The following is a 20,022-nucleotide window of genomic DNA, read 5'->3' as shown; positions in this document are numbered from 1 at the left end:
GACGCCTCACTGGAAAGGGCCACTTCAACCTGCTTGGGCGTCGACGGAACTGCTCGAGGCGTACATCCAGGTCGGCGGCCACGCGCGAGACCTGTGACTCAGACAGTGAGTCAATGCCCAGAGTCTTGGCGACCTTGTCCATCCGGCGGGTCGAGACCCCGGCCAGGTAGCAGTCCGCCGCCACCGCGATCAGCGCCGTCGCCGCGCGCTTTCCCGCGCGCGTACTCATGGCGTCGGTCTGGTGGCCCTTGTTGTGGGAAGAGGGCGATCCCCGCGAAGGAGGCGTCCGGGTAGGGTGTCAGAACCGATCCCGTCGGTCCTCGTCAAGAATCTGGTCAGAGGTCATGCCGTCCGGCAGGCTGAGTGACGGCAGGCGCGCCCCTTTCTCCCATTGGTCGCTTGGGACTTCGATGCGACCCTGGGGGACGGCGTCGAGCGTGACGCCGGTGGAGGCAACCACGCGCCGCAGGACGACGGAGTCCCAGCCCTCCAGACGCTCCGGAGCACCGACACCCGAGGCCGGGGCCTCCTCCGCGGGCAGGGAGGCGAGGAGCAGGCGCTCGGCACCGGCCCACTCGGCCAGGTCCACGCCCTGACCGGCCAGCAGCGCGCGCAGCGCGGACCCCTCCCCCAGCGCGAGCCCCTCGCGGGTCAGGCTGGCCAGCAGCAGGACCTGCTCACGTGCCCCGTCGGCCCCGACGTGCTCGCGCAGGACGCACCAGGAGGCCGCCTGCCCGGCATCCAGCAGGCGGAAGGTGCCCAGGGCAACAGCGTCGTCGGCGTGCCGCAGGGCGATGAGGGCCCGGTAGTGCTCGAAGACGCTGCCGGGCACACCCACCTGGGCGGCGGCGTTGACCCGCGGGTAGTTGGGGGTGACGTCGATCCAGGGGGTGCCGGTGGTGAAGCCGGCCTGGGGGCCGTCGTCCCACTGGACGGGGGTGCGGGCGTTGTCGCGCGAGTTGGTCATCATGGAGGCGAGCACGCGCTCGGGGTCGTCGCCGCGGGCGACGCGCTCGTGGAAGTGGTTGACGGACTCCAGGTCCCGGTAGGAGTCCAGGCCCGTGAAGACCGTGTTGGTCTGCCCGATCTCCTCACCCTGGTAGACGTACGGGGTGCCGCGGTGCAGGTGCAGGACGCTGGCGAGCGTCTTGGCGCTGATCCCGCGCCAGGCCGGGTCGTCGTCGCCAAAGCGGGAGACGGCGCGCGGCTGATCGTGGTTGTCCCAGTAGCTCGACCCCCATCCGAGCTCGCCGGTCACGCGGCCGTCGTCGTCGACGGCGGGGGCCAGCGCCGACTGCCAGGCGGCGAGGTTGTCCTTCAGGGCGCTCATGTCCACGGGGCGGGGGTCGAACTTGCCGCCGGGCCCCTCGGCCAGGCCCACATGCTCGAACTGGAAGACCATGTCGAGCTCGCCTCGGGCGGGGTCGGTGTAGAGCGGCGCGTCCGCGAGGGTGACGCCCGGCGTCTCCCCGACGGTGAGGATGTGGCGCCGGCGCGGGGCGAAGACCGTCTCGTTCATCTCGTGCAGGAACTCGTGGATGCGCGGGCCGTTGGCGACGGCCGCGAAGCTCGAGCCATACAGGGCACCCTCCCACCGGGGAGCGTCGGCCAGCGGGTAGGTCTTGGAGATGAAGTTGATGACGTCCATACGGAAGCCGTCGACGCCGCGGTCGAGCCAGCGGCCCATCATGTCGTAGACGGCGGCGCGGACCTCGGGGTTCTCCCAGTTGAGGTCCGGCTGCTTGACGGAGAACAGGTGCAGGTAGAACTCGCCTGTGGCCTCGTCCCACTGCCAGGCGGAGCCGGAGAAGGCCGACCCCCAGTTGGTGGGCTCGGTGCCGGACTCGCCCGGGGCCAGGCCCGGGACCTCGCGCGCCGGACGCCAGATGTACCAGTCGCGCTTGGGGCTGAGCGTCGAGGAGCGGGACTCGGTGAACCAGGGGTGCTCGTCGCTCGTGTGGTTGACGACGAGGTCCATGACCAGGCGCATGCCGCGCGCGTGCAGGCCCGCGATGAGGGCGTCGAGGTCCTCGAGGGTGCCGAAGAGGGGGTCGATGTCCTCGTAGTCGCTGATGTCGTAGCCGTTGTCGTCCTGGGGCGAGCGGTAGACGGGGCTGAGCCACACGACGTCGACGCCGAGGGCGTCGAGGTGGTCGAGGCGGCGCGTGATGCCGGGGATGTCGCCGTAGCCGTCGCCGTCGGTGTCCTGGAAGGAGCGGGGGTAGACCTGGTAGACGACGGCGCGGCGCCACCACTCGGCGTCCTGGCCGACGTGGCGCGGGCTGGTGACAAGGGCGGGGTAGCTCATGGGTCCTCCTGGGGGCAGTGGTCGGGCTGTCGGGGCGGCCGACGGCGATGCACCGGCCGGGCGGGCGGGCCCGCTCATGTGGCGGCTCTTGCGCGGGCCGCGGCCGGGCCGGGCGGGCCCGCGAGGGCTGCGCCGGGGGCCCAGGTGACAGGCAGGACCGTCCCGCGCAGGACCGGGTCGTCTCCTCCAATGGCCTCGATGAGGTAGTCCACGGCTGTCGTGGCCTTGTCCCTCACCGACTGACGCACGGTCGTCAGCGGCGGATCGGTGTAGGTGGAGATGTCCAGGCCGTCGAAGCCGACGACGGACACGTCCCCGGGAACGTTGAGGCCGCACTGCCTGAGTCCGGCGACGATGCCCAGCGCCAGGAAGTCACCGGAGGCGAAGACAGCCGTGATCTCGCTGCGCCCCTGCGCCAAGCGGTGGGCGAAGGCCCGCCCCTGCTCAAAGTCGACCTCTGCGAGGAAGACGTCGCGACGCTCCAGGCTCACGCCGTACTCGGCGAGCCCCTGTCTCAGGCCGTCGAGCCTGGCACGCACGACTCCCGACCCCACGGTGGAGGGGCCGACGAAGGCGACGTGGCGGTGGCCGAGCGCGGCGATCTTCTCTCCGACAAGCCGCGCACCGCCCACGTCGTCGATATTGACGTAGGAGATGTCGTCCAGGTCCTCGTAGGCGTCGACGAACACCGTCGGCGCTGTCACCCGGTTCGCAAAGTCGCGGGGGGTGGTGATGGTGGTGGCCATGACAACGGCGCCGGCCACGTTCCAGGAACGCAGCTGGTCGATGGTCTCCGTCACCCGCGTGGCGCCGCACAGCATGAGGGCGAATCCGCCGTCGCGAGCCCTCTCCTCACAGGCGCCGACGAAGAGTGACTCGTAGGGCGAGCCCAGGGCGGCGCGGCCGGGGGCGGCGCCGTAGACCAGGGCGATGATCCGTGAGGCGGAGGACGCCAGGGAGCGGGCCGAGGCATTGGGCACGTATCCGACCTCCTCGACGGCGGCCATCACTCTCGCAGTGGTTGCCGCGGAGACCTTGCCCGCCCGTCCGTTGATGACGTTGGACACCGTCATCGCGCTGACCCCGGCGAGTCGGGCGACGTCCTGAAGCGTGGCCATGCCGTTCCTCCCGAGCGTTCCTGCAGCGCGCGACGAGGTGTTGACCACCTCATGGGCGCAACGTATCATCCAGTTTGGTTTAGCGCTACACCAACGCTCATCCGTGTTTCTCGCCTCGACATAGGAGTCCTCATGGCACCGCACCCCTCCCGTCGCTCATTCCTCCTCGGCGCCGCATCCATCACCGCGCTCGTCCCCCTGGCCTCCTGCTCGGGCGGCACCGACAAGCCCGCCGCCGTCCAGGACACACAGCCCGCCAAGGGCCTCGATATTCAGGGGGTCAACTTCACCTACGACCCGAACACCCTGGTGAACAACGGAGACCCGATCACGCTGGACTGGTGGCTGTGGGACAGCGACGAGAAGTTCAGCGCCTTCGCCGACGCCTACCAGAGGATCCACCCCAATGTTCAGATCAACGTCGTCAACCAGCCCTGGGACGACTACTGGACCAAGCTCCCGCTCGCCCTCCAGGGCCAGGACGGCCCCGCCATCTTCAACATCCACAACTCCCACCACGAGAACGTCCTGCCCTACTGCGAGGCCTACGACGTCGACCTTGAAGCACTCTCACAGGACTTCGTCGGTGTCGACGGCCACCTCGTGGACGGCAAGGTCTACTACATGGACTACGGCCTCATGACCGGCCTCATCTACTACAACAAGTCCATGTGGGAGGCGGCCGGCCTCACGGAGGCGGACGTGCCCGTCACCTGGGATGAGTTCCGCACAGTCGCCCGGAAGCTCACCATCCGCGACGGCGACTCCTTCCAGCAGGCCGGGTTCAACTTCAACACCTCCGCCTACGTCCTCCTGCTCGGCAAGCACTACCAGTCGGGCGACAACCTGTTCGACACCTCCGGTCAGCAGGTCCAGCTCGACACCGACACCGTCAAGGCCGACCTCGCCTTCCTCACCGACCTGTACGACGTCGACAAGGTCGGCTCGCCCGACTTCGGCAACAACTCCGACGAGGCCTTCGGCCAGGGGCTGTCCGCCATGACCTACAACTGGGGCCACTTCTACGGAACCCTGAAGAAGGACTACCCCTCCATCGACTTCGGCACCTTCCGCACGCCGGTGGCCACCAAGGGTGAGGAGCCCTACGCCTACGACCGCTACAACGGCGAGTCGACCTTCGGCATCAACAAGAACGCGCCGGAAGGGGCCCGGCAGGTCGCGCAGGACTTCCTCACGTTCTTCCTCACGAGCAACGACCTCCTGGTCCAGCTGTGCCTCAACTACAGCCTGTTCCCCTCCAGCCTCGCCCTGGCTGACAACAGCGAGGTCAAGGAGCACCCGGTGACCAGCGTCCTCGGCTCGATCGACCGCTACGTGTGGCCCGGCCCGATGCCCGCCACGGTCGAGGACAACACCAAGATCGCCGTCTCCGACGTCCTGTACAACGGCGTGGCCATCGACAAGGCCCTGGCCACCGCCACGAGCACGATCGACGCCGACATCGCCAAGACTGAGTTCGCCGCCGTCGAGAACCTGTACGTCCACGCCGACGAGGCCAAGGGCTGACCCCCGCCCTCACCCACAGGCCACACGTACCCACGAAGGAGGACCGGTGGGCGGGCGCACAGTACTACCCGCCCACAGCTCACCATGACCGCACCACTGACCACCACACCCGCGCGCCCCGCCGCGGCGCCCCGCGGCCGCCGACGCCGTGCCTACAAGGGCGAACGCACCCTGAGGAACAGCGTCGTCGCCCTCATCATCGCCTTCAACGCGGTGCTCCTGGTCTACCCGATCGCCTCCGCGTTCTCGGGCTCGTTCCACCAGTGGAACCCTCTTAACGGGACCTACCGCTGGATCGGAGGAGACAACTACGCCGAGCTCCTGCACGACCCCACCTTCTGGACCTCCCTGACGAACACGCTCTACTTCTCCGTCGTCGTCATCGCGGCAAGGGTCGTGCTGGGACTCGCCCTGGCCTACGCGATCTGGTCACAGGTGACGCGCCACAAGACCTTCTTCCGCGCGGTCTTCTACATGCCGACCGTCACCCCCATGGTCGCCATCGCCTACGTGTGGAAGATGATGTACAACCCGCAGATCGGCATCTTCCACACCTTCCTCGGCATCGATATCAACTGGCTGTACGACTCGACCTGGGCGCTGCCCGCGATCATGTTCATGACCATCTGGAAGGACTTCGGCTACGCCGTCATCCTCTTCCTGTCCGCGCTCCACTCGCTGCCCGAGGACACCCTTGAGGCGGCCGCGGTCGACGGCGCCGGGTCCTGGCAACGCCTGCGCCACATCATCCTGCCGCTGCTGCACCCCATGACGATCTTCGTCGTCATCACGTCACTCATCAGCTATGCGCAGGCCTACGTCCAGATCCTCATCATGACCCAGGGCGGACCCGGCAAGTCCACCTTCCTCATCTCCTACATCATCTTCGACGAGGCCTTCCAGCAGTACGACTTCGGCTACGCCTCGGCGATCGCCTTCGTCCTACTCATCATCACCGCCGCGCTGACCGCCGTGTCCTTCGGTGTCAGCGCCCGTCGCTCGGGAGGTCGGGCATGAGCAAGCGGCTCCAGACCATCGTGCTCGAGGGCGTCCTGCTCGTCCTCGGGGTGACCACCGTCTTCCCCTTCGTCTGGATGCTCTTCTCGGCGTTCAAACCGAACTCGGAGATCCGCTCCCTCGACCAGACCCTCCTGCCCCGCCAGTGGACCCTCGAGAACTTCCTCGGGCTGCAGGACACGTTCGACTTCGTGCGGTTCTTCGCCAACTCGCTCGGCGTCGCCCTGGCCATCACCGCGGTGACGATCTACACCAGCTGCCTGTGCGGCTACGTGCTGGCCAAGTACCGCTTCCGCGGCCGCAACGCGATCTTCGGCTTCATCCTGGGCACCATGATGATCCCGTGGGCCGTGACCATCATCCCGCGCTACACGATGTTCGAGGCCTGGGGGCTGCGCGACAGCTACCTCTCCCTCATCCTGCCCGCGGTGCTCAGCGGTTTCGGCATCTTCATGCTGCGCCAGTCGATGGCGGACGTGCCCGACGCGATTCTCGAGGCGGCGCGCATCGACGGGGCGAGCGAGATCTACATCTTCCACCGCATCGTCCTGCCCATGAGCCGCAACCCGATCTCGGCGCTGACCATCTTCCAGTTCCTGTGGGCGTGGGAGGACTACCTGTGGCCGTACCTCATGATCGACAGTGAGGACAAGCAGGTCCTCGCCGTCGGACTGACCACCTTCAGCGGCCGCTACGGTACTGATTACGGTGGGCTGTTCGCCGCCACGACCATCTCGGTCCTCCCCGTCCTCATCGTGTACCTCATTTTCCAGAAGCGCTTCATCGCGGGCGCTGCCGCCGCTGCAGTAAAGGGCTGACAGACACATGACTTCCCCCCTCTCCTCCGGCTCCGCCGACCTGCGCCTGGCACCGGCCCGACCCGAGGCCGTCGTCGCCGTCGGGCACGACGTCCGCTTCACCGTCCTGACCGACCGTCTCATCCGCATTGAGCGCTCGGCCTCAGGCACGTTCACTGACGCCGCCACCCAGCTCGTCGTCAGCCGCGACCTGGGGCCCGTGCCCACCTTCGAGGTGCGCCGGGGCGAGGACCGCGTCGAGATCCTCACTGAGCACCTGCACCTGACCTACCAGCCCTCACGCGGCTTCTCCCGCTCCGGGCTCAAGGTCTCCCTGCGCACCGGGGTCCTCAACGCCCACGGCGGCACCTGGTACTACGGGGACACCTGGGACCCGGACGAGACCTTCCCCACCAACCTCGGCGGCACCTGCCGCACCCTGGACAACGCCGACGGCCGTGTGCGCATCGAGCCCGGTCTGCTCGCCCTGCACGGCCTGAGTGTCATCGACGACTCGCGCTCCCTGCTCATGCAGCAGGACGAGTGGGTGCGCCCCCGGCCCTGCGCCAGTCCCGTGGACGGCTCCACCGACGACGAGGACCTCTACCTCTTCGGCTACGGCCAGGAGTACGCGCGCGCGCTGACCGACTTCTTCGCCCTGACCGGCCCCACCCCGCTCGTGCCGCGCGCCCTGCTGGGCAACTGGTGGAGCCGCTACCACACGTACACGCAGGAGTCCTACCTCGCGCTCATGGACCGCTTCGCGTCCGAGAAGCTGCCCTTCTCCGTGGCCGTCATCGACATGGACTGGCACTGGGTGAACATCGACCCCGCCATCGGCAATGGTTGGACCGGCTACACCTGGAACACGGACCTCTTCCCCGACCCGAGGGGCTTCCTCGACGCCCTGCACGAGCGGGGCATGCAGGTGACCCTCAACCTCCACCCGGCCGGCGGGGTGCGCCGCCACGAGAGCGCCTACGAGCCCATGATGCGCGCGCTCGGCAAGGACCCCGCCAGCGGCGAGGCGATCCCCTTCAACGTGGGCGACCCGGACTTCGTCGCCGCCTACCTCGACCACGCCCACCACCCCCTGGAGGACGAGGGCGTCGACTTCTGGTGGCTCGACTGGCAGCAGGGCGGCGTCACCGACATCCCGGGCCTGGACCCGCTGTGGATGCTCAACCACGTCCACTACCTCGACTCCGGCCGCGAACGCACCCGCACGCTCGGCGACGGCAGTACCGAGACTTTCCGACGCCGACCCGTCACCTTCTCGCGCTTCGCCGACGCCTCCAGCCACCGCACCCCCATCGGCTTCTCCGGGGACACCTACGCCACCTGGGACACCCTGCGCTACCAGCCCGAGTTCACCGCCACCGCCGCCAACATCGGCTACTACTGGTGGTCCAACGACATCGGCGGCCACATGTTCGGCGTCAAGGACTCCGAGATGGCCGCCCGCTGGGTCCAGCTCGGATGCTTCTCCCCCATCAACCGGCTGCACTCGACCAGCTCGGTGTTCAACTCCAAGGAGCCGTGGCGCTACTCGCGCGACGCCCGCGCCACCATGGACGCCTACCTGCGTCTGCGCCACCGCCTCGTGCCCTACCTGTACACGTGGGCACGGCGCGCCCACACCGAGGGCATCGGGCCCGTGCGCCCCCTCTTCCACGACCACCCCTGGCGCATGGGCGCCTACGAGAACCGCCGCGAGTACCTCTTCGGCGACCTGCTCGTCATCCCGGTCGCCACGCGCGCCACCCCGGTCACCGGTCTGGCGGCCGAGGCCGCCTGGGTGCCCGAGGGCGTCTGGTTCGACCTGCCCACGGGCCGGCGCTACGAGGTGTCCGGCACCGAGGGCCACAGCCTGTCCTTCCACCGAGACCTCGCCCAGGTCCCGGTCCTGGCCCGTGCCGGCAGCGTCGTGCCCCTGGCCGACGACGTCACCGAGGCGGCCGGTGCCAACCCGCGCGCCCTGGGGATCCTGCTCGTGCCCGGGGCCGACGGCGAGCTCGTCATGGAGGAGGACGACGGCTCGGCCGAGCCCGGCCTGGACGCCGTCGTGCGCACCCGCATCACCCTGACCTGGGACGGGGCCGCGGGCACCGCCCGCGTGGCGCTGAGCCAGGAGGGGCCCCAGGGCGTCGTGCCCGCCGAGCGCGAGGTCGTCCTGCACCTGCTGAGCACGGCGGTGGGCTGGGCCAGCGTTGACGGCCGCCCGGCCGAGGTGCGTGAGCGCGAGGCCGACGGCTTCACCCTGGGCGCCGGCGTGGACATCCCCCTGGGGACCGTGCGGCCGAGCGAGGGCGTGAGCGTGGAGCTGGGAGGCGTGTCCGAGCGCACCCCGGATGTCTCGCAGGAGATCTTCGGTCTGCTGGAGCCCGCCCAGATCGACTACGTCATCAAGGACCGGGCCTGGGGCGCCGTCATGAGCGGTGCCACCGGGACCACCCTGCTGTCCGCGATGCGGGCAGTGGGCGTGCCTCAGGACCTCGTGGACGCGGTGGCTGAGGTGGTCTGAGTCCGGCGCCCGGGCGCGTGTGATGATGGCAACAGACGGTGCGTGACGCCATCAACCGGGGCCGGAGCCCGGGGCGCGTGTGATGATGACCGAATGAGCGTCCTCACCACCACGCCCTTGGCCGGACGCCGTGTCGTCATCACCGGTGTCAGCCGCCGGGCCGGCATCGGCCACGCCATCGCCTGCCGCGCCGCCGGCATGGGCGCCAGCCTGCTGCTGCACCACTACGCGCCCCACGACGCCGAGCAGCCCTGGGGCGCCGACAGCATCGAGGCCACCCTCGACTCCGTGCGCGCCCACCTGCAACCGGGTGCCGTGCTCGCGGACGTGAGCGAGGACCTGCGCGATGCCGAGGCCCCCGCCCGCATCATCGCGCGGGCCCGCGCCGCCCTGGGCGGGGTGGATGCGCTCGTGTGCAATCACGCCTCCTCCGGTCACGACGGCCGCCTTGAGGAGATCACGGCCGCGGACCTGGACCACCACTGGCGGGTCAACGCCCGCGCCTCGCTCCTCCTGCTCCAGGCGATGGCGGCGCTGCCCGACGACGACGCGCTCACCGACGGGCGCGCCCGGCGCAGCACCGTCCTCATGAGCTCCGGCCAGATCCTGGGCCCGATGGCGGACGAGATCGCCTACATCACCTCCAAGGCGGCCCTGGCGGGCGCCACCGCCTCGCTCGCCGACGGCTTGGCCGACGTCGGGATCCGGGTCAACACCGTCAACCCGGGCCCGGTCAACACCGGCTACATGGACGAGGCGCTCGAGCGCTCCCTCGCCCCGGCCTTCCCCGGGGGCGTGCCCGCCCGGCCCGAGGACCCCGCTCGGCTCATCTGCTGGCTGCTGACCGACGACGCCGCCTGGGTCACCGGTCAGGTGATCTCCACCGAGGGCGGCTTTAGGCGCTGGGGCCTGTGAGGGCCGGGGCCCGGTGGGCCGGAACCGGCCTCAGTGGCCGGAGGGCGGGGGCGCCGTCGTCCCCCTCTCGTGCAGCCTGGGCGCGTGCAGCAGGTGCTCCTCGATGCCCGGGTGCGCGATGAGACGCAACAGCATGTCGCCCGCCTCGTAGCCCATGGCGTGAGCGTCGATGGCCGAGGCCGTCACCATGCGCTCACCCTCACCCAGCCAGGTGTCCACACCGACCGAGACGACCGAGAAGGCCTTGGGCACGCGCAGCCCCAGGGTCGCGGCACCCGCGAGCACGCCGGACAGCGCCCCCGGGTTGTTGCTCACGATCGCGGTGCAGCCCTGCACCAGACCGTCGCGGGTGACGAGCCGCGCCCCGTGCACGGGGTTGGACGGCAGGCAGCGCAGCACCCCGGTCACGCCCAGGTCCTGGGAGGCGCTCAGCAGCGCACCGCGCTGGAGCACGTAGGCGCGCGCCCGGTCGTCGTCATCCACACGGGTCAGGAGCAGGACCCGGCGGTGACCGAGGGCGGCCAGGTGGTTCAGGGCCAGGACAGCCATCTGCGTGAAGTCGGCGTCAATGCTCGGGGCTCCGTCCAGGCGTCCCGAGCTGCCGATGAGGACGGTGGGCACGCCCTCGTGCAGCAGGACCTCCTCGCGCTCGTCGTCGGCGGCGACGTCCATGAGGATGGCTGAGCCGATGGAATGGGAGCGGATGAGGGCCCGTACTCCCCCGACCGGGTCCTCGCGCAGACCCATGGGGATGACCACCTGGATGTCCTCAGGCTCGACGCGCGAGCGGATGCCGTCCACGTAGGGCAAGTCACCGGCTTCGACGGCGGTGCGCCTCAGGCGCAGTAGCACCCCGACGCTGCGCACCCGGCGCGAGGCCAGGGCAGCGGCTGAGGCGTTGGGGCGGTAGCCGAGCCGTTCGACGGCTTCCAGGACCCGGGCCTGGGTGTGCCGACTGACCGAGCGGTCGCCTGTGAGGGCGTAGGTCACGGTGGAGGGAGAGACTCCCGCCAGCCGCGCCACGTCCGCGCGTGTCACCGGGATCACGGGTCCTCCTCGGGGTCAGGGTGGGCAAGGTCCGCGGTCAAGCCGCGTGAGGGAAATGGGAAAGGTCCTCCGTCCAGGTCATGGGCAGGGGCCCGGACCCCGCCCGTCCGTCACCGACGCCTCGGCCCGAGCGGGAGGTGCCCGGGCCGAGGCCGTGCTCTCAGGACTTGAGCCCGCCGGCGGCGAGGCCGGCAACGATGCGGCGCTGGAAGAGCAGCACCATGACGACCAGCGGCAGGGTCATGACGACGCCGGCCGCCATCTGGGAGCCGAAGGGCGTGTTGAACTGGGCTGCGCCCGTGAACTTCGACAGCAGCACCGTTGCGGGCTGCATCATCGGGTCGTTGATCATCGTCACGGCGACGAGGAACTCGTTCCAGGCGCCGATGAAGATGATGATGGCGGTGGTGAAGATGCCGGGGGCTGCCAGCGGGAGGATGACCTTGCGGAAGGCCTGGCCCGGGGTGCAGCCGTCCACCATGGCGGACTGCTCGAGCTCGATGGGCATCTGCCGGAAGAAGCTCGTGAGGTTCCATACCGCCAGCGGCAGTGAGAAGGACAGGTCCGGGATGATCATCGCCTGATAGGTGTTGATCCACCCCCACGCGGCGAAGTTCTTCAGCAGCGGCACGAGGATCGCCACGAGCGGGAACATCGAGGTTGCCAGGACGACGAGGAGCAGGAGGCTCTTGCCGCGGAAGCTCAGACGCGCCAGCGCGTAGGAGGCGAAAGTCGCGACCGCGAGCGCCACCACGGTGACGATGACCGAGACGATGAGCGAGTTGACCAGGCCGGAGGCGAAGTTGTTCTTGGCGGAGAAGACCGCCTCGTAGTTCTCCAGCGAGGGGTTCCTCGGCCACCAGGAGTTCTCAAAGATCTCCGTGTCCGGCCGCAGCGAGGACACGAACATCCAGTAGAAGGGGGCCAGGCAGTAGATGACGATGAGGACGATGCCGAAGGAGGAGAAGATCCCCGCCCAGTCGGTCTTCTTCTTCCTCAGCTCGGGCCCGGCAGTGGTCGCGGTACTCATGAGCGTCCTCCTTCGGTGAGGGCGACGGGCTGGGGGGAGCGACGACGCCGGGGCAGGAACACGGAGGCGTTGAGCCTGCCTCCCGGGCCCCTCCTCTTCTTCTCGACGCTGGCCCCCAGGTCCGCGCCCGTGATCTTGACGAAGGCGAAGGCGAAGATGAAGACGTACAGGAAGAGGATGAGCGCGTAGGCCGCGGCGGAGCCGTAGCGGAGGTTGGAGGCCTCGTCCTGCACGAGCATGGAGATCGTCTCAACCGAGCTCTTGCGCGGGCCGATGAGGATGTAGGGCAGGTCGAACATGCGCAGGGCGTCGAGGGTGCGGAAGAGCACGGCGACAACGAGCGCGGGCTTGACCAGCGGCAGGGTGATGCGGGTGAAGCGCTGCCAGGCGTTGGCGCCGTCGATCTTGGCCGCCTCGTAGACCTCGTCGGGGATGACCTGCAGGCCGGCCAGGGTGAGCAGACCGATGTAGGGGGCGGTCTTCCACACGTCGGCGATGATGATGGTGAGCTTGGCGGCGGCGTCGCCGGAGGCCCACATGATGTGCTGGCCGATGATGGCGTTGGCCACGCCGTTCTGGTTGAAGATCCAGCCCCACAGGATGCCGGAGACGGCGGTGGGGATGGCCCAGGGCACGAGGATGGCGGCGCGCACGAAGCCGCGCCCGCGCATGGCCTTGTGCATGATGAGTGCCATCGCGACGCCCAGGATCGTCTCGAGGACGACGGTGACCACGCCGAAGAGGGTGGTGTTGTAGGCGGCGATCCAGAAGCGCTCACCGGCCTCGGTGAAGATGTCGGCGTAGTTGGCCAGCCCGATGAAGGGCTCGGTCTCGGAGACGAAGCCGGTCTCGGGGTCGAGCCCGGCCTTGCCGAAGAACGACTGGTAGAGGGACTGGAAGACCGGGATGATGATGACGATCATCAGGACGGCGATCGTCGGGATCATCAAGGTCCAGGCCAGGCGGGCCTGCGCCTTGGAGGCCTTGGACCGGTGGTTGACGACCTCGGCTGAGTACGTGCTCGTGTTCATGGGGCTCCTTTGCGCATCGAGCTCTGCCCGGTCCTCAGGGGCGGCGGGTGTGCCGCCCCCGAGGACCGGGTGTGAGCTGTGCGTCAGGCCAGCGCCTTGAGCGCGCTCTCGAGGCCGGCGATGGCCTCCTCGGCGGTCGTCTGCTGCTGGATCGCCGGGTAGATGGCGTCCTGGATGGCAGCGGTGACGTCACCGTAGGAGACGGCCTTCGGACGTCCGACGGCGGAGTCGAGGGAGGCGCGCAGGGTGGTGAGGTACGGGAACTTCTCCAGCATCTCGGGGTCCCCGTACAGGGCCGCGTTAATGGGAGCGTTCGCCTGGGTGTCGAGGGCGTACTTCTCGGACTCGGGGCTGGTCCACCACTTGATGAACTTCAGGGCCGTGGCCTTGTTCTTGGAGTAGGCGGAGATGCCGCAGTTGTGGCCACCGAGGGTGGGCACGAAGGTGTGGCCGCCGAGCGAGGGCAGGGGTGCGATGCCGAACTTATCGGTGCCCAGCGCCTCGACGTTGTTGGAGTACTGGTAGGGCCACTGGCGGTAGAAGAGAAGGTTGCCGGCCTCGAAGGCGTTGCGGCCGTCCTCCTCCTTCCACTCCAGAGCCTGCTGGGGGATGTAGCCCTCCTTGAAGCCGTCCATGAGGAACTGCAGGCCCTCGATGGCGGCGGGGCTGTTGATCGTGATGTTGTTCTCGTTGTCGTAGTAGGAGCCGCCGAAGGAGTTGATGAACTCGCTGGCGCAGCAGGTCAGGCCCTCGTACTTGGCGAACTGGCCGCCGAAGCCGCCGATGTTCTCGTGGCCGGGGACCTTGCGCACGGCGTCGATGGCGGCCTTGATGCCGTCCCAGTCAGTGGGGGGCTCGGTGATGCCGGCCTCGGCGAGGAAGTCCTTGCGGTAGAACATGATCGAGGAGTCGGTCGCGAAGGGCATGGCGAAGAGCCGGTCGACGTACAGGCCGGTGTTGTACACGCCCTCAATGACGTCGTCGTAGTGAAGCTCGTCCTTGGGCAGCTCGACGAGCCACTGGTTGGCGGCGAACTCGGCAACCCAGACGACGTCGACGCTGATGACGTCGTAGGCCTCGGACTTGGTCTGGGCGTTGTTGATGAAGGACTGGCGCTGCTGGTCCGCCTCAGCGGAGAGCTCGATGAGGGTGACCTCCTCGCCGGGGTTGGCGGCGTTCCACTCGTCGATGCGTGCCTGGACCTTGCCGCCGGAGAAGTCCTTGCCCTGGACCCAGGTGATGGGGCCGGTGCCCTCGAGGGCGGCGGAGCCACCGCCGGAGCCACCAGAGCCACCAGAGCCACCGGAGCCACTGCCTCCGGAGCAGGCGGCTGCCGCAGCGAGCGTGGCGGCGATGACCGAGCCCTGGATGAACCGGCGGCGGGGGAATGCGTTTGCCATGGGGGTTTCCTCCTTGAAACACGGGGGCCGCGACGGCGGGAGGGTGGGGGCCCTCCGCTGACATCGACGCGCGTCGACGGCGGGGCGCCCACCACGTTACGTCGACGCGCGTCGACAGGTGAAGACCCTCTGACGCCCGTTATCAAACCGTAACCTTCTTGCCGGGTCGCGGGCCGGTGTCCGACGGCAGTGGCGCGCCCACCGTCGGAGCCTGCGCCCGCCCCCACGGAACCTGCGTCAGTCGCTGGCCTGGCGGCCCCCGCGCCACCAAGGTCAGCAGGCTCCCACCAGCCGGCCAGGCCGGGCACACCATCACCGCCACCGTGCCGGCCCGGCTCACGCGCATCGTGCCCCTGGGATCGATGGCCCGCGCCCGCCAGCCCCGCCGTTGCACCGGTGCGCACGGGCCCAGCCACCGACAGCACGCATCGCCGGCTGTCCACCGGGCGGACATGGGCGGGCTGTCGTGCCGACGGTGTTGGGGGCGTCCGCGGAATCATGCGGATTCCTCGGCTGGGTGCGCGTGGCCGTCGGTCTCATGTCCGCGCGGTGGACACGACACCCCCGATAGGGGCCACCGACGGGGTATCCGGCCACCGCGGGACCTCAGTGCCCCGCGAGTTCGAGGAAGCGGGTGGAGCAGCGGCACCGTGCCCTCCGCCGGGTCACAGTGCCCCGCGAGTCCGAGGAAGCGGCTACGGCGCGGGCCGGGCTCACACCGTCGTCCGGGCTGCACCCCTCAAGCTCGAGGGGTCGGGGGCGAGTTCAAGCCCGTAACCCTCGAACTCGACACGTACCCCTCGAACTCGCCACCAGCATGGTCGACGGCGAGCCCCACCAGGACAGGCTTGCACGCTCATGTGACTGGTGTGACTTGGCCGATTCGAACTTTTCATTGGTATTCCGCCAATTGGGCCGTTTTGCCGAAAATGGCTTCCGCGGCTCCCATGTGCATGGGCCCTGCCCATGCACATGGGAGCCGAGGCACCCGAGAACACCAAACCAGAAAACCGCATGATTCCGCGGATTCCGCCCGAGGCCGAAAAGCGTGAGCGTGCAACCCCCACCACACAGGTCGCCATGGGAGTCGCTACCACGCTACGCGAGTCACTCCCGAGCGCCATCGCCTCAGGTGGGACCAAACGCTCAGGCCTCACGTAAGCCCACTGAGCCCCGTCAGCCCCGACCCGCCATGCTGAGCCCTGATGCTCGACTCAGGTCTCAGCGCGGAAGCTCAGGGCTCAGCGCAAGTAGGCGACACGCAGGCGCGGCGCCGTCGGCGCTGTACGGTCGGGGCATGGGCCCGGCCGAGCGCACCAGCCCTGGGGACCCCACGCTGCCGCTGGGCCACTGCTGGGCCACTGGAAGGCTGGCGGCAGGAGTCCGCGGCAACCGGGGCCGGCGCGGGATCGGGGAGCGCCGAGGTCCTGCCCGGCAACAACACCTCCGGGAAGGTGGTCAGGATCGGCGGGACGGTCTGCAAGCGGTGGGAGCCTGGGACGCAGGCGGCCCACGAGCACCTGGCCCGCCTGCGCGCCCGGGGCGTGACGGCCGAGCTCGGCGGCGCGGGCGTCGATCATGGCGGCCCGCCTGCGCGCCCGGGGCGTGGGTGTCGCCGCGCCACTGGGGCGCGATGAGTAGGGCCGGCAGATCCTGGAGCATATGCCTGGGCAGGCTCACGTCGATGCGGAGTGGGGCGCGAGCCCTGGGCGGCAATGCTCATCGCCGGTCACGGCGAGCACTGGCGCGAGGTCGCCCATGACACAACTGAGCACGAGAAGCTCTGGACCCCCTGCCTGGAGTCGCCGGCTGACCGCCCTCACCCTGGCCCGGTCTCTGTGCCGACTGTGGTTGGTAGTGGAGCGGCTGCGGGTGCCCTCCTCGGGTTTCTCCGGCCGGGCTGGCCCAGACACGGGCCCGCCCCGCAAATACCTACCGAACGGATGGAGCATGTGGATAGGCTGCGGCCAGGCCACACACCGGAGCCAACCCCGTCACAAGCGAGGGAGAGACAGCATGACGACGAGTGAGGTCGCACAGGGCTTCACGAGCGCCGACGCGCAGGCCGACCGCTGGGTCGACCCAGAGCTGGTGTCGCTCGCGCGCCGCGCCGCCGCAGAGGGCACCGTCCTGCTCACCAACAACGGAGTCCTGCCCCTGGCCCCCGGCGAGGGCGTCGCCGTCCTTGGCCGCGTCCAGATCGACTGGTTCGCCGTCGGCTACGGCTCCGGGGGCGACGTCAACCCGCCCTACACCACCACTCTCCTCGACAGCCTCACGGCAGCCGGCGTCGCCGTCGACACCGAGCTCGCCGCCACCTACCGCAGCTGGTGCGCCGACCAGCCCTCCCCAAACGCCGAGTGGGGCCAGTGGCCACGCCACTACGAGGAGATGCCCCTGGACGACGAGGCGATCACCGCCGCGGCCCAGCGTGCCCGCACCGCCGTCGTCGTCATCGGCAGGGCCGCCGGGGAGGACCGCGAGAACGTCCTCGAGCCCGGCTCCTACCTGCTCACCGAGGACGAGCGATCCCTCCTGGCGCGTGCCGCAGCCGCCTTCAAGCACACCGTCGTCGTCATCGACTCCGGCAATGTCATGGACCTGTCCTGGGCCGAGGAGATGGGTATCGACGCCCTGCTCCTCGCCTGGCCCGGCGGCATGGAGGGGGCCCGGGCCGTCGCCGACGTGCTCACCGGGGCCGTCGAGCCAGGCGGGCGCCTGCCCGACACCATCGCGTACCGCTACGAGCACTACCCCTCCTCCGCCTTCTTCGGCGGCAAGGAGCACAACACGTACACCGAGGACGTGTTCGTCGGCTACCGCGCCTTCGAGACCTTCACCCCCGAGCGGGTGCAGTTCCCCTTCGGCCACGGCCTGGGCTACACCACCTTCGCCCTGGCGGCCACAGCCCCCGAGCGCGACGGGGACACCGTGAGACTGAGAGTGAGCGCCACCAACACAGGACGGCGCCCCGGATCCACCGTCGTGCAGGTCTACGCAGCCCCCGCCACCCGCGCCGCCCTGGGCGTGCCCGCGCGCCAGCTCGTCGCCTTCGCCCGCACGGGGCAGGTCGTCCCCGGGGACAGCGAGGAGCTCGACCTCAGCTTCCCCGTCGAGCGGCTGACCTCCTTCGACGACTCCGGCGCCACCGGCCACGCTCACGCCTGGGTCCTCGAGGCCGGCGAGCACGCCCTACACGTGGGGCTCAACGTGCGCGAGGCCACCCGCGTCGGCGCCGTGAGCGTCGTCGACACCGAGGTCATCGAACAGCTCGAGGAGGCCCTGGCACCTGACCCCGCCCACCCCTTCGAGCGCTGGAGTGTCTCCTACGCCCCCGACGGCGCCGCCCGGCGCACCATCGAGCCCGTGCCGGTGCGCACCACAAACCTGCGCGAGCGCATCCTCGCGCGCCTGCCCGAGCCCATCACCGCCGCCCCCGCCGTCGGCTCCTCCCTGAAGGACGTGGCCGTCGGCACCATCAGCCTCGACGCCTTCATCGCCTCCCTGGAGCCCGAGGACCTGGCCGAGCTCGCCTACGGCGACGTCACCATGAACTCCCCGCTGGGTGCGCCCGGCAACGCCGGGGCCTTCGGCGGCGTGCGCGCCCGGCTGCGTGAGCGCGGCATCCCGGCGGTAACGACGACGGACGGCCCCTCCGGCATCCGCGTGTCCGCCTTCGCCTCCCTCCTGCCCTGCGGCACCGCGCTCGCCTCGACCTGGGACCCGGCACTCATCGAGCGCATGGAGGCGTTGCACGCCCAGGAGATGCTGCGCAAGGGCTCCGACGTCCTACTGGCGCCGGGCATGAACATCCACCGCGATCCCCTGTGCGGACGCAACTTCGAGTACTACTCGGAGGACCCCCTGCTCACCGGAGCCTGCGCAGCCGCCTACGTGCGCGGCATCCAGTCGGCGGGCGTGTCCGCCTGCCCCAAGCACTTCGTGGCCAACAACCAGGAGACCAACCGGTGGGTCAACGACTCGCGCGTCTCCGCCCGGGCCCTGCGCGAGATCTACCTGCGGGCCTTCCGCATGGTGGTGGCCGAGGCCGCCCCGCGCACGCTCATGACCTCCTACAACAAGGTCAACGGCGTGTGGTCCTACCACAACTACGACCTGGTCACCACGATCCTGCGCGGGGAGTGGGGCTACGAGGGCCTCGTCATCACCGACTGGTGGGCCCAGCACGCCACGGACCCGAACTTCGCTGCGCTGAGCGACTCCGCCTACCGTCTGCGTGCCCAGGCCGACGTCCTCATGCCCGGCGCCGAGTCCTGGGAGCACCAGAAGCGCGAGGACGGCCACGACCAGACCATCCTCACGGCCCTCGACCCGGCGGACCTCAGCGGTGAGCACCTCACGCTCGGCGAGCTCCAGCGCAGTGCCCGCAACGTCCTGCGCCTCGTCCTGTCCTCCCCCGCGATGGAGCGCCTGGAGGCGCAGATCGCCCTCCACCTGTCCTGACCCCTGACGAAGACCCACGACACCCCGAGGAGCCCCGATGACGCACGAGACCACCCCGACAGAGGGTGCCGACGCCGAGGCGTTCGGCGCCCTGGCCGCCTCACGCCACTCGGTGCGCAGCTTCCGGCCAGACCCGGTCCCCCAGGAGGTCCTCGACGCGATCCTCGACGACACCCGCCAGGCACCGAGCTGGTCCAACACCCGTCCCTTCATGCTCGCCCTGGCCACCGGGGCGCGGGCCGAGCGGCTCAGGGCCGCCTACGTCGCTGAGTTCGACAGGGCCCTGCCCGTCGTGCGCAAGCAGCGCGGAGCCCTGGCCCGGCTCGTCCTCACCGGCAACGCCCCCGACGGCGACTACCGGCCCTGGGCGCCCTACCCCAAGGACCTTCTCCCCCACTCCCAGAAGGTCGGCAAGGCCCTGTACACCCACCTGGGGATCGCCCGTGGGGACCGTGCCGCCCGTGAGGAGGCAGCCCGCGCCTCCTGCCGGGCCTTCAACGCCCCGGTCGTGGGCTTCGTCCTCATCCACAAGGGGCTCATGCCCTTCGCCGCCCTCGACGCCGGGCTCATGCTCCAGACCCTCTTCCTGTCCGCCAAGGCGCACGGCGTCGACTCCTGCCCGCTGGGGGTCCTCGCCACCTGGAGGCGCCCCCTCGACGCCGAGTTCGACGTCCCGAAGAACTACCACCTCGTCACCGGCTTCGCCCTGGGCTACGCCAGCGACGACCCGGTCAACGACTTCCGCGCTGAGCGGCGCCCCGTGCAACTGGTGGCGCCCAAGGACTGAGGCCACGCCGGGGCGGTGGCGCCGGGAGGGCGGTTCAGGCCCCCACCGGCGCCACCG

13 protein-coding genes and 1 pseudogene are annotated in these 20,022 nt (G+C 69.7%); 7 read left to right on the top strand and 7 right to left on the bottom strand.

Annotated elements, in window-relative coordinates; genetic code table 11:
- Window positions 1-33: 33 nt before the first annotated feature.
- The 3 genes and pseudogenes from ID810_RS03195 to ID810_RS03185 form a co-directional block, all read right to left on the bottom strand.
- A pseudogene (locus tag ID810_RS03195) lies at window positions 34-211 on the bottom strand (transposase); the annotation flags it as partial.
- 87 nt (window positions 212-298) lie between these two features.
- Window positions 299-2,308, bottom strand: coding sequence for an alpha-glucosidase (locus ID810_RS03190; protein WP_166855186.1), 2,010 nt, complete (start codon window positions 2,306-2,308; stop codon window positions 299-301).
- Window positions 2,309-2,382: 74 nt separating this feature from the next.
- Window positions 2,383-3,426, bottom strand: a complete 1,044-nt coding sequence (locus tag ID810_RS03185) for a LacI family DNA-binding transcriptional regulator (RefSeq protein ID WP_166855187.1) — start codon at window positions 3,424-3,426, stop codon at window positions 2,383-2,385.
- 132 nt (window positions 3,427-3,558) lie between these two features.
- On the opposite strand from ID810_RS03185, the gene ID810_RS03180 reads away from it, so the two are divergent.
- From ID810_RS03180 to ID810_RS03160, 5 genes are all read left to right on the top strand, one after another.
- The gene (locus ID810_RS03180) at window positions 3,559-4,953 is read left to right on the top strand and encodes an ABC transporter substrate-binding protein (RefSeq protein WP_166855188.1); all 1,395 of its coding nucleotides are present in this window, start codon (window positions 3,559-3,561) and stop codon (window positions 4,951-4,953) included.
- 84 nt (window positions 4,954-5,037) lie between these two features.
- Window positions 5,038-5,970, top strand: coding sequence for a carbohydrate ABC transporter permease (locus ID810_RS03175; protein WP_166855189.1), 933 nt, complete (start codon window positions 5,038-5,040; stop codon window positions 5,968-5,970).
- Window positions 5,967-6,788 (top strand): carbohydrate ABC transporter permease, encoded by an 822-nt coding sequence (locus ID810_RS03170; RefSeq protein ID WP_166855190.1) that lies wholly within the window; start codon window positions 5,967-5,969, stop codon window positions 6,786-6,788. Before ID810_RS03175 ends, ID810_RS03170 begins: the two co-directional genes overlap by 4 nt.
- Before the next feature lie 7 nt (window positions 6,789-6,795).
- Window positions 6,796-9,291, top strand: a complete 2,496-nt coding sequence (locus ID810_RS03165) for a TIM-barrel domain-containing protein (protein WP_166855191.1) — start codon at window positions 6,796-6,798, stop codon at window positions 9,289-9,291.
- Window positions 9,292-9,384: 93 nt separating this feature from the next.
- Window positions 9,385-10,206, top strand: coding sequence for an SDR family oxidoreductase (locus ID810_RS03160; protein ID WP_166855192.1), 822 nt, complete (start codon window positions 9,385-9,387; stop codon window positions 10,204-10,206).
- A gap of 30 nt (window positions 10,207-10,236) precedes the next feature.
- Here the strand turns inward: ID810_RS03160 and ID810_RS03155 are convergent, their stop codons facing one another.
- The 4 genes from ID810_RS03155 to ID810_RS03140 all read right to left on the bottom strand — a co-directional run bounded on the left by ID810_RS03155 (window position 10,237) and on the right by ID810_RS03140 (window position 14,714).
- Window positions 10,237-11,253, bottom strand: coding sequence for a LacI family DNA-binding transcriptional regulator (locus ID810_RS03155; protein ID WP_166855193.1), 1,017 nt, complete (start codon window positions 11,251-11,253; stop codon window positions 10,237-10,239).
- Window positions 11,254-11,413: 160 nt separating this feature from the next.
- The gene (locus ID810_RS03150) at window positions 11,414-12,283 is read right to left on the bottom strand and encodes a carbohydrate ABC transporter permease (protein ID WP_166855194.1); all 870 of its coding nucleotides are present in this window, start codon (window positions 12,281-12,283) and stop codon (window positions 11,414-11,416) included.
- Window positions 12,280-13,314: a carbohydrate ABC transporter permease gene (locus ID810_RS03145; RefSeq protein ID WP_166855195.1), complete on the bottom strand. Its 1,035-nt coding sequence runs from the start codon at window positions 13,312-13,314 to the stop codon at window positions 12,280-12,282. The genes ID810_RS03150 and ID810_RS03145 overlap by 4 nt, the downstream gene beginning before the upstream one ends.
- Window positions 13,315-13,397: 83 nt before the next feature.
- Window positions 13,398-14,714 carry an ABC transporter substrate-binding protein gene (locus tag ID810_RS03140; protein WP_166855196.1) on the bottom strand — a complete coding sequence of 439 codons (1,317 nt, stop codon included), beginning with the start codon at window positions 14,712-14,714 and terminating at the stop codon, window positions 13,398-13,400.
- 2,016 nt (window positions 14,715-16,730) lie between these two features.
- On the opposite strand from ID810_RS03140, the gene ID810_RS03135 reads away from it, so the two are divergent.
- Window positions 16,731-19,178 (top strand): glycoside hydrolase family 3 protein, encoded by a 2,448-nt coding sequence (locus ID810_RS03135; RefSeq protein WP_166855197.1) that lies wholly within the window; start codon window positions 16,731-16,733, stop codon window positions 19,176-19,178.
- A gap of 37 nt (window positions 19,179-19,215) precedes the next feature.
- A complete protein-coding gene (locus ID810_RS03130) occupies window positions 19,216-19,965 on the top strand; it encodes a nitroreductase (protein WP_166855198.1) in 750 nt (249 codons plus the stop codon).
- Window positions 19,966-20,022: the final 57 nt, after the last annotated feature.

Source organism: Actinomyces respiraculi (assembly GCF_014595995.2).
Classification (GTDB): Bacteria; Actinomycetota; Actinomycetes; order Actinomycetales; family Actinomycetaceae; genus Actinomyces; species Actinomyces respiraculi.
This window is presented reverse-complemented; position numbering and strand designations above follow the sequence as displayed.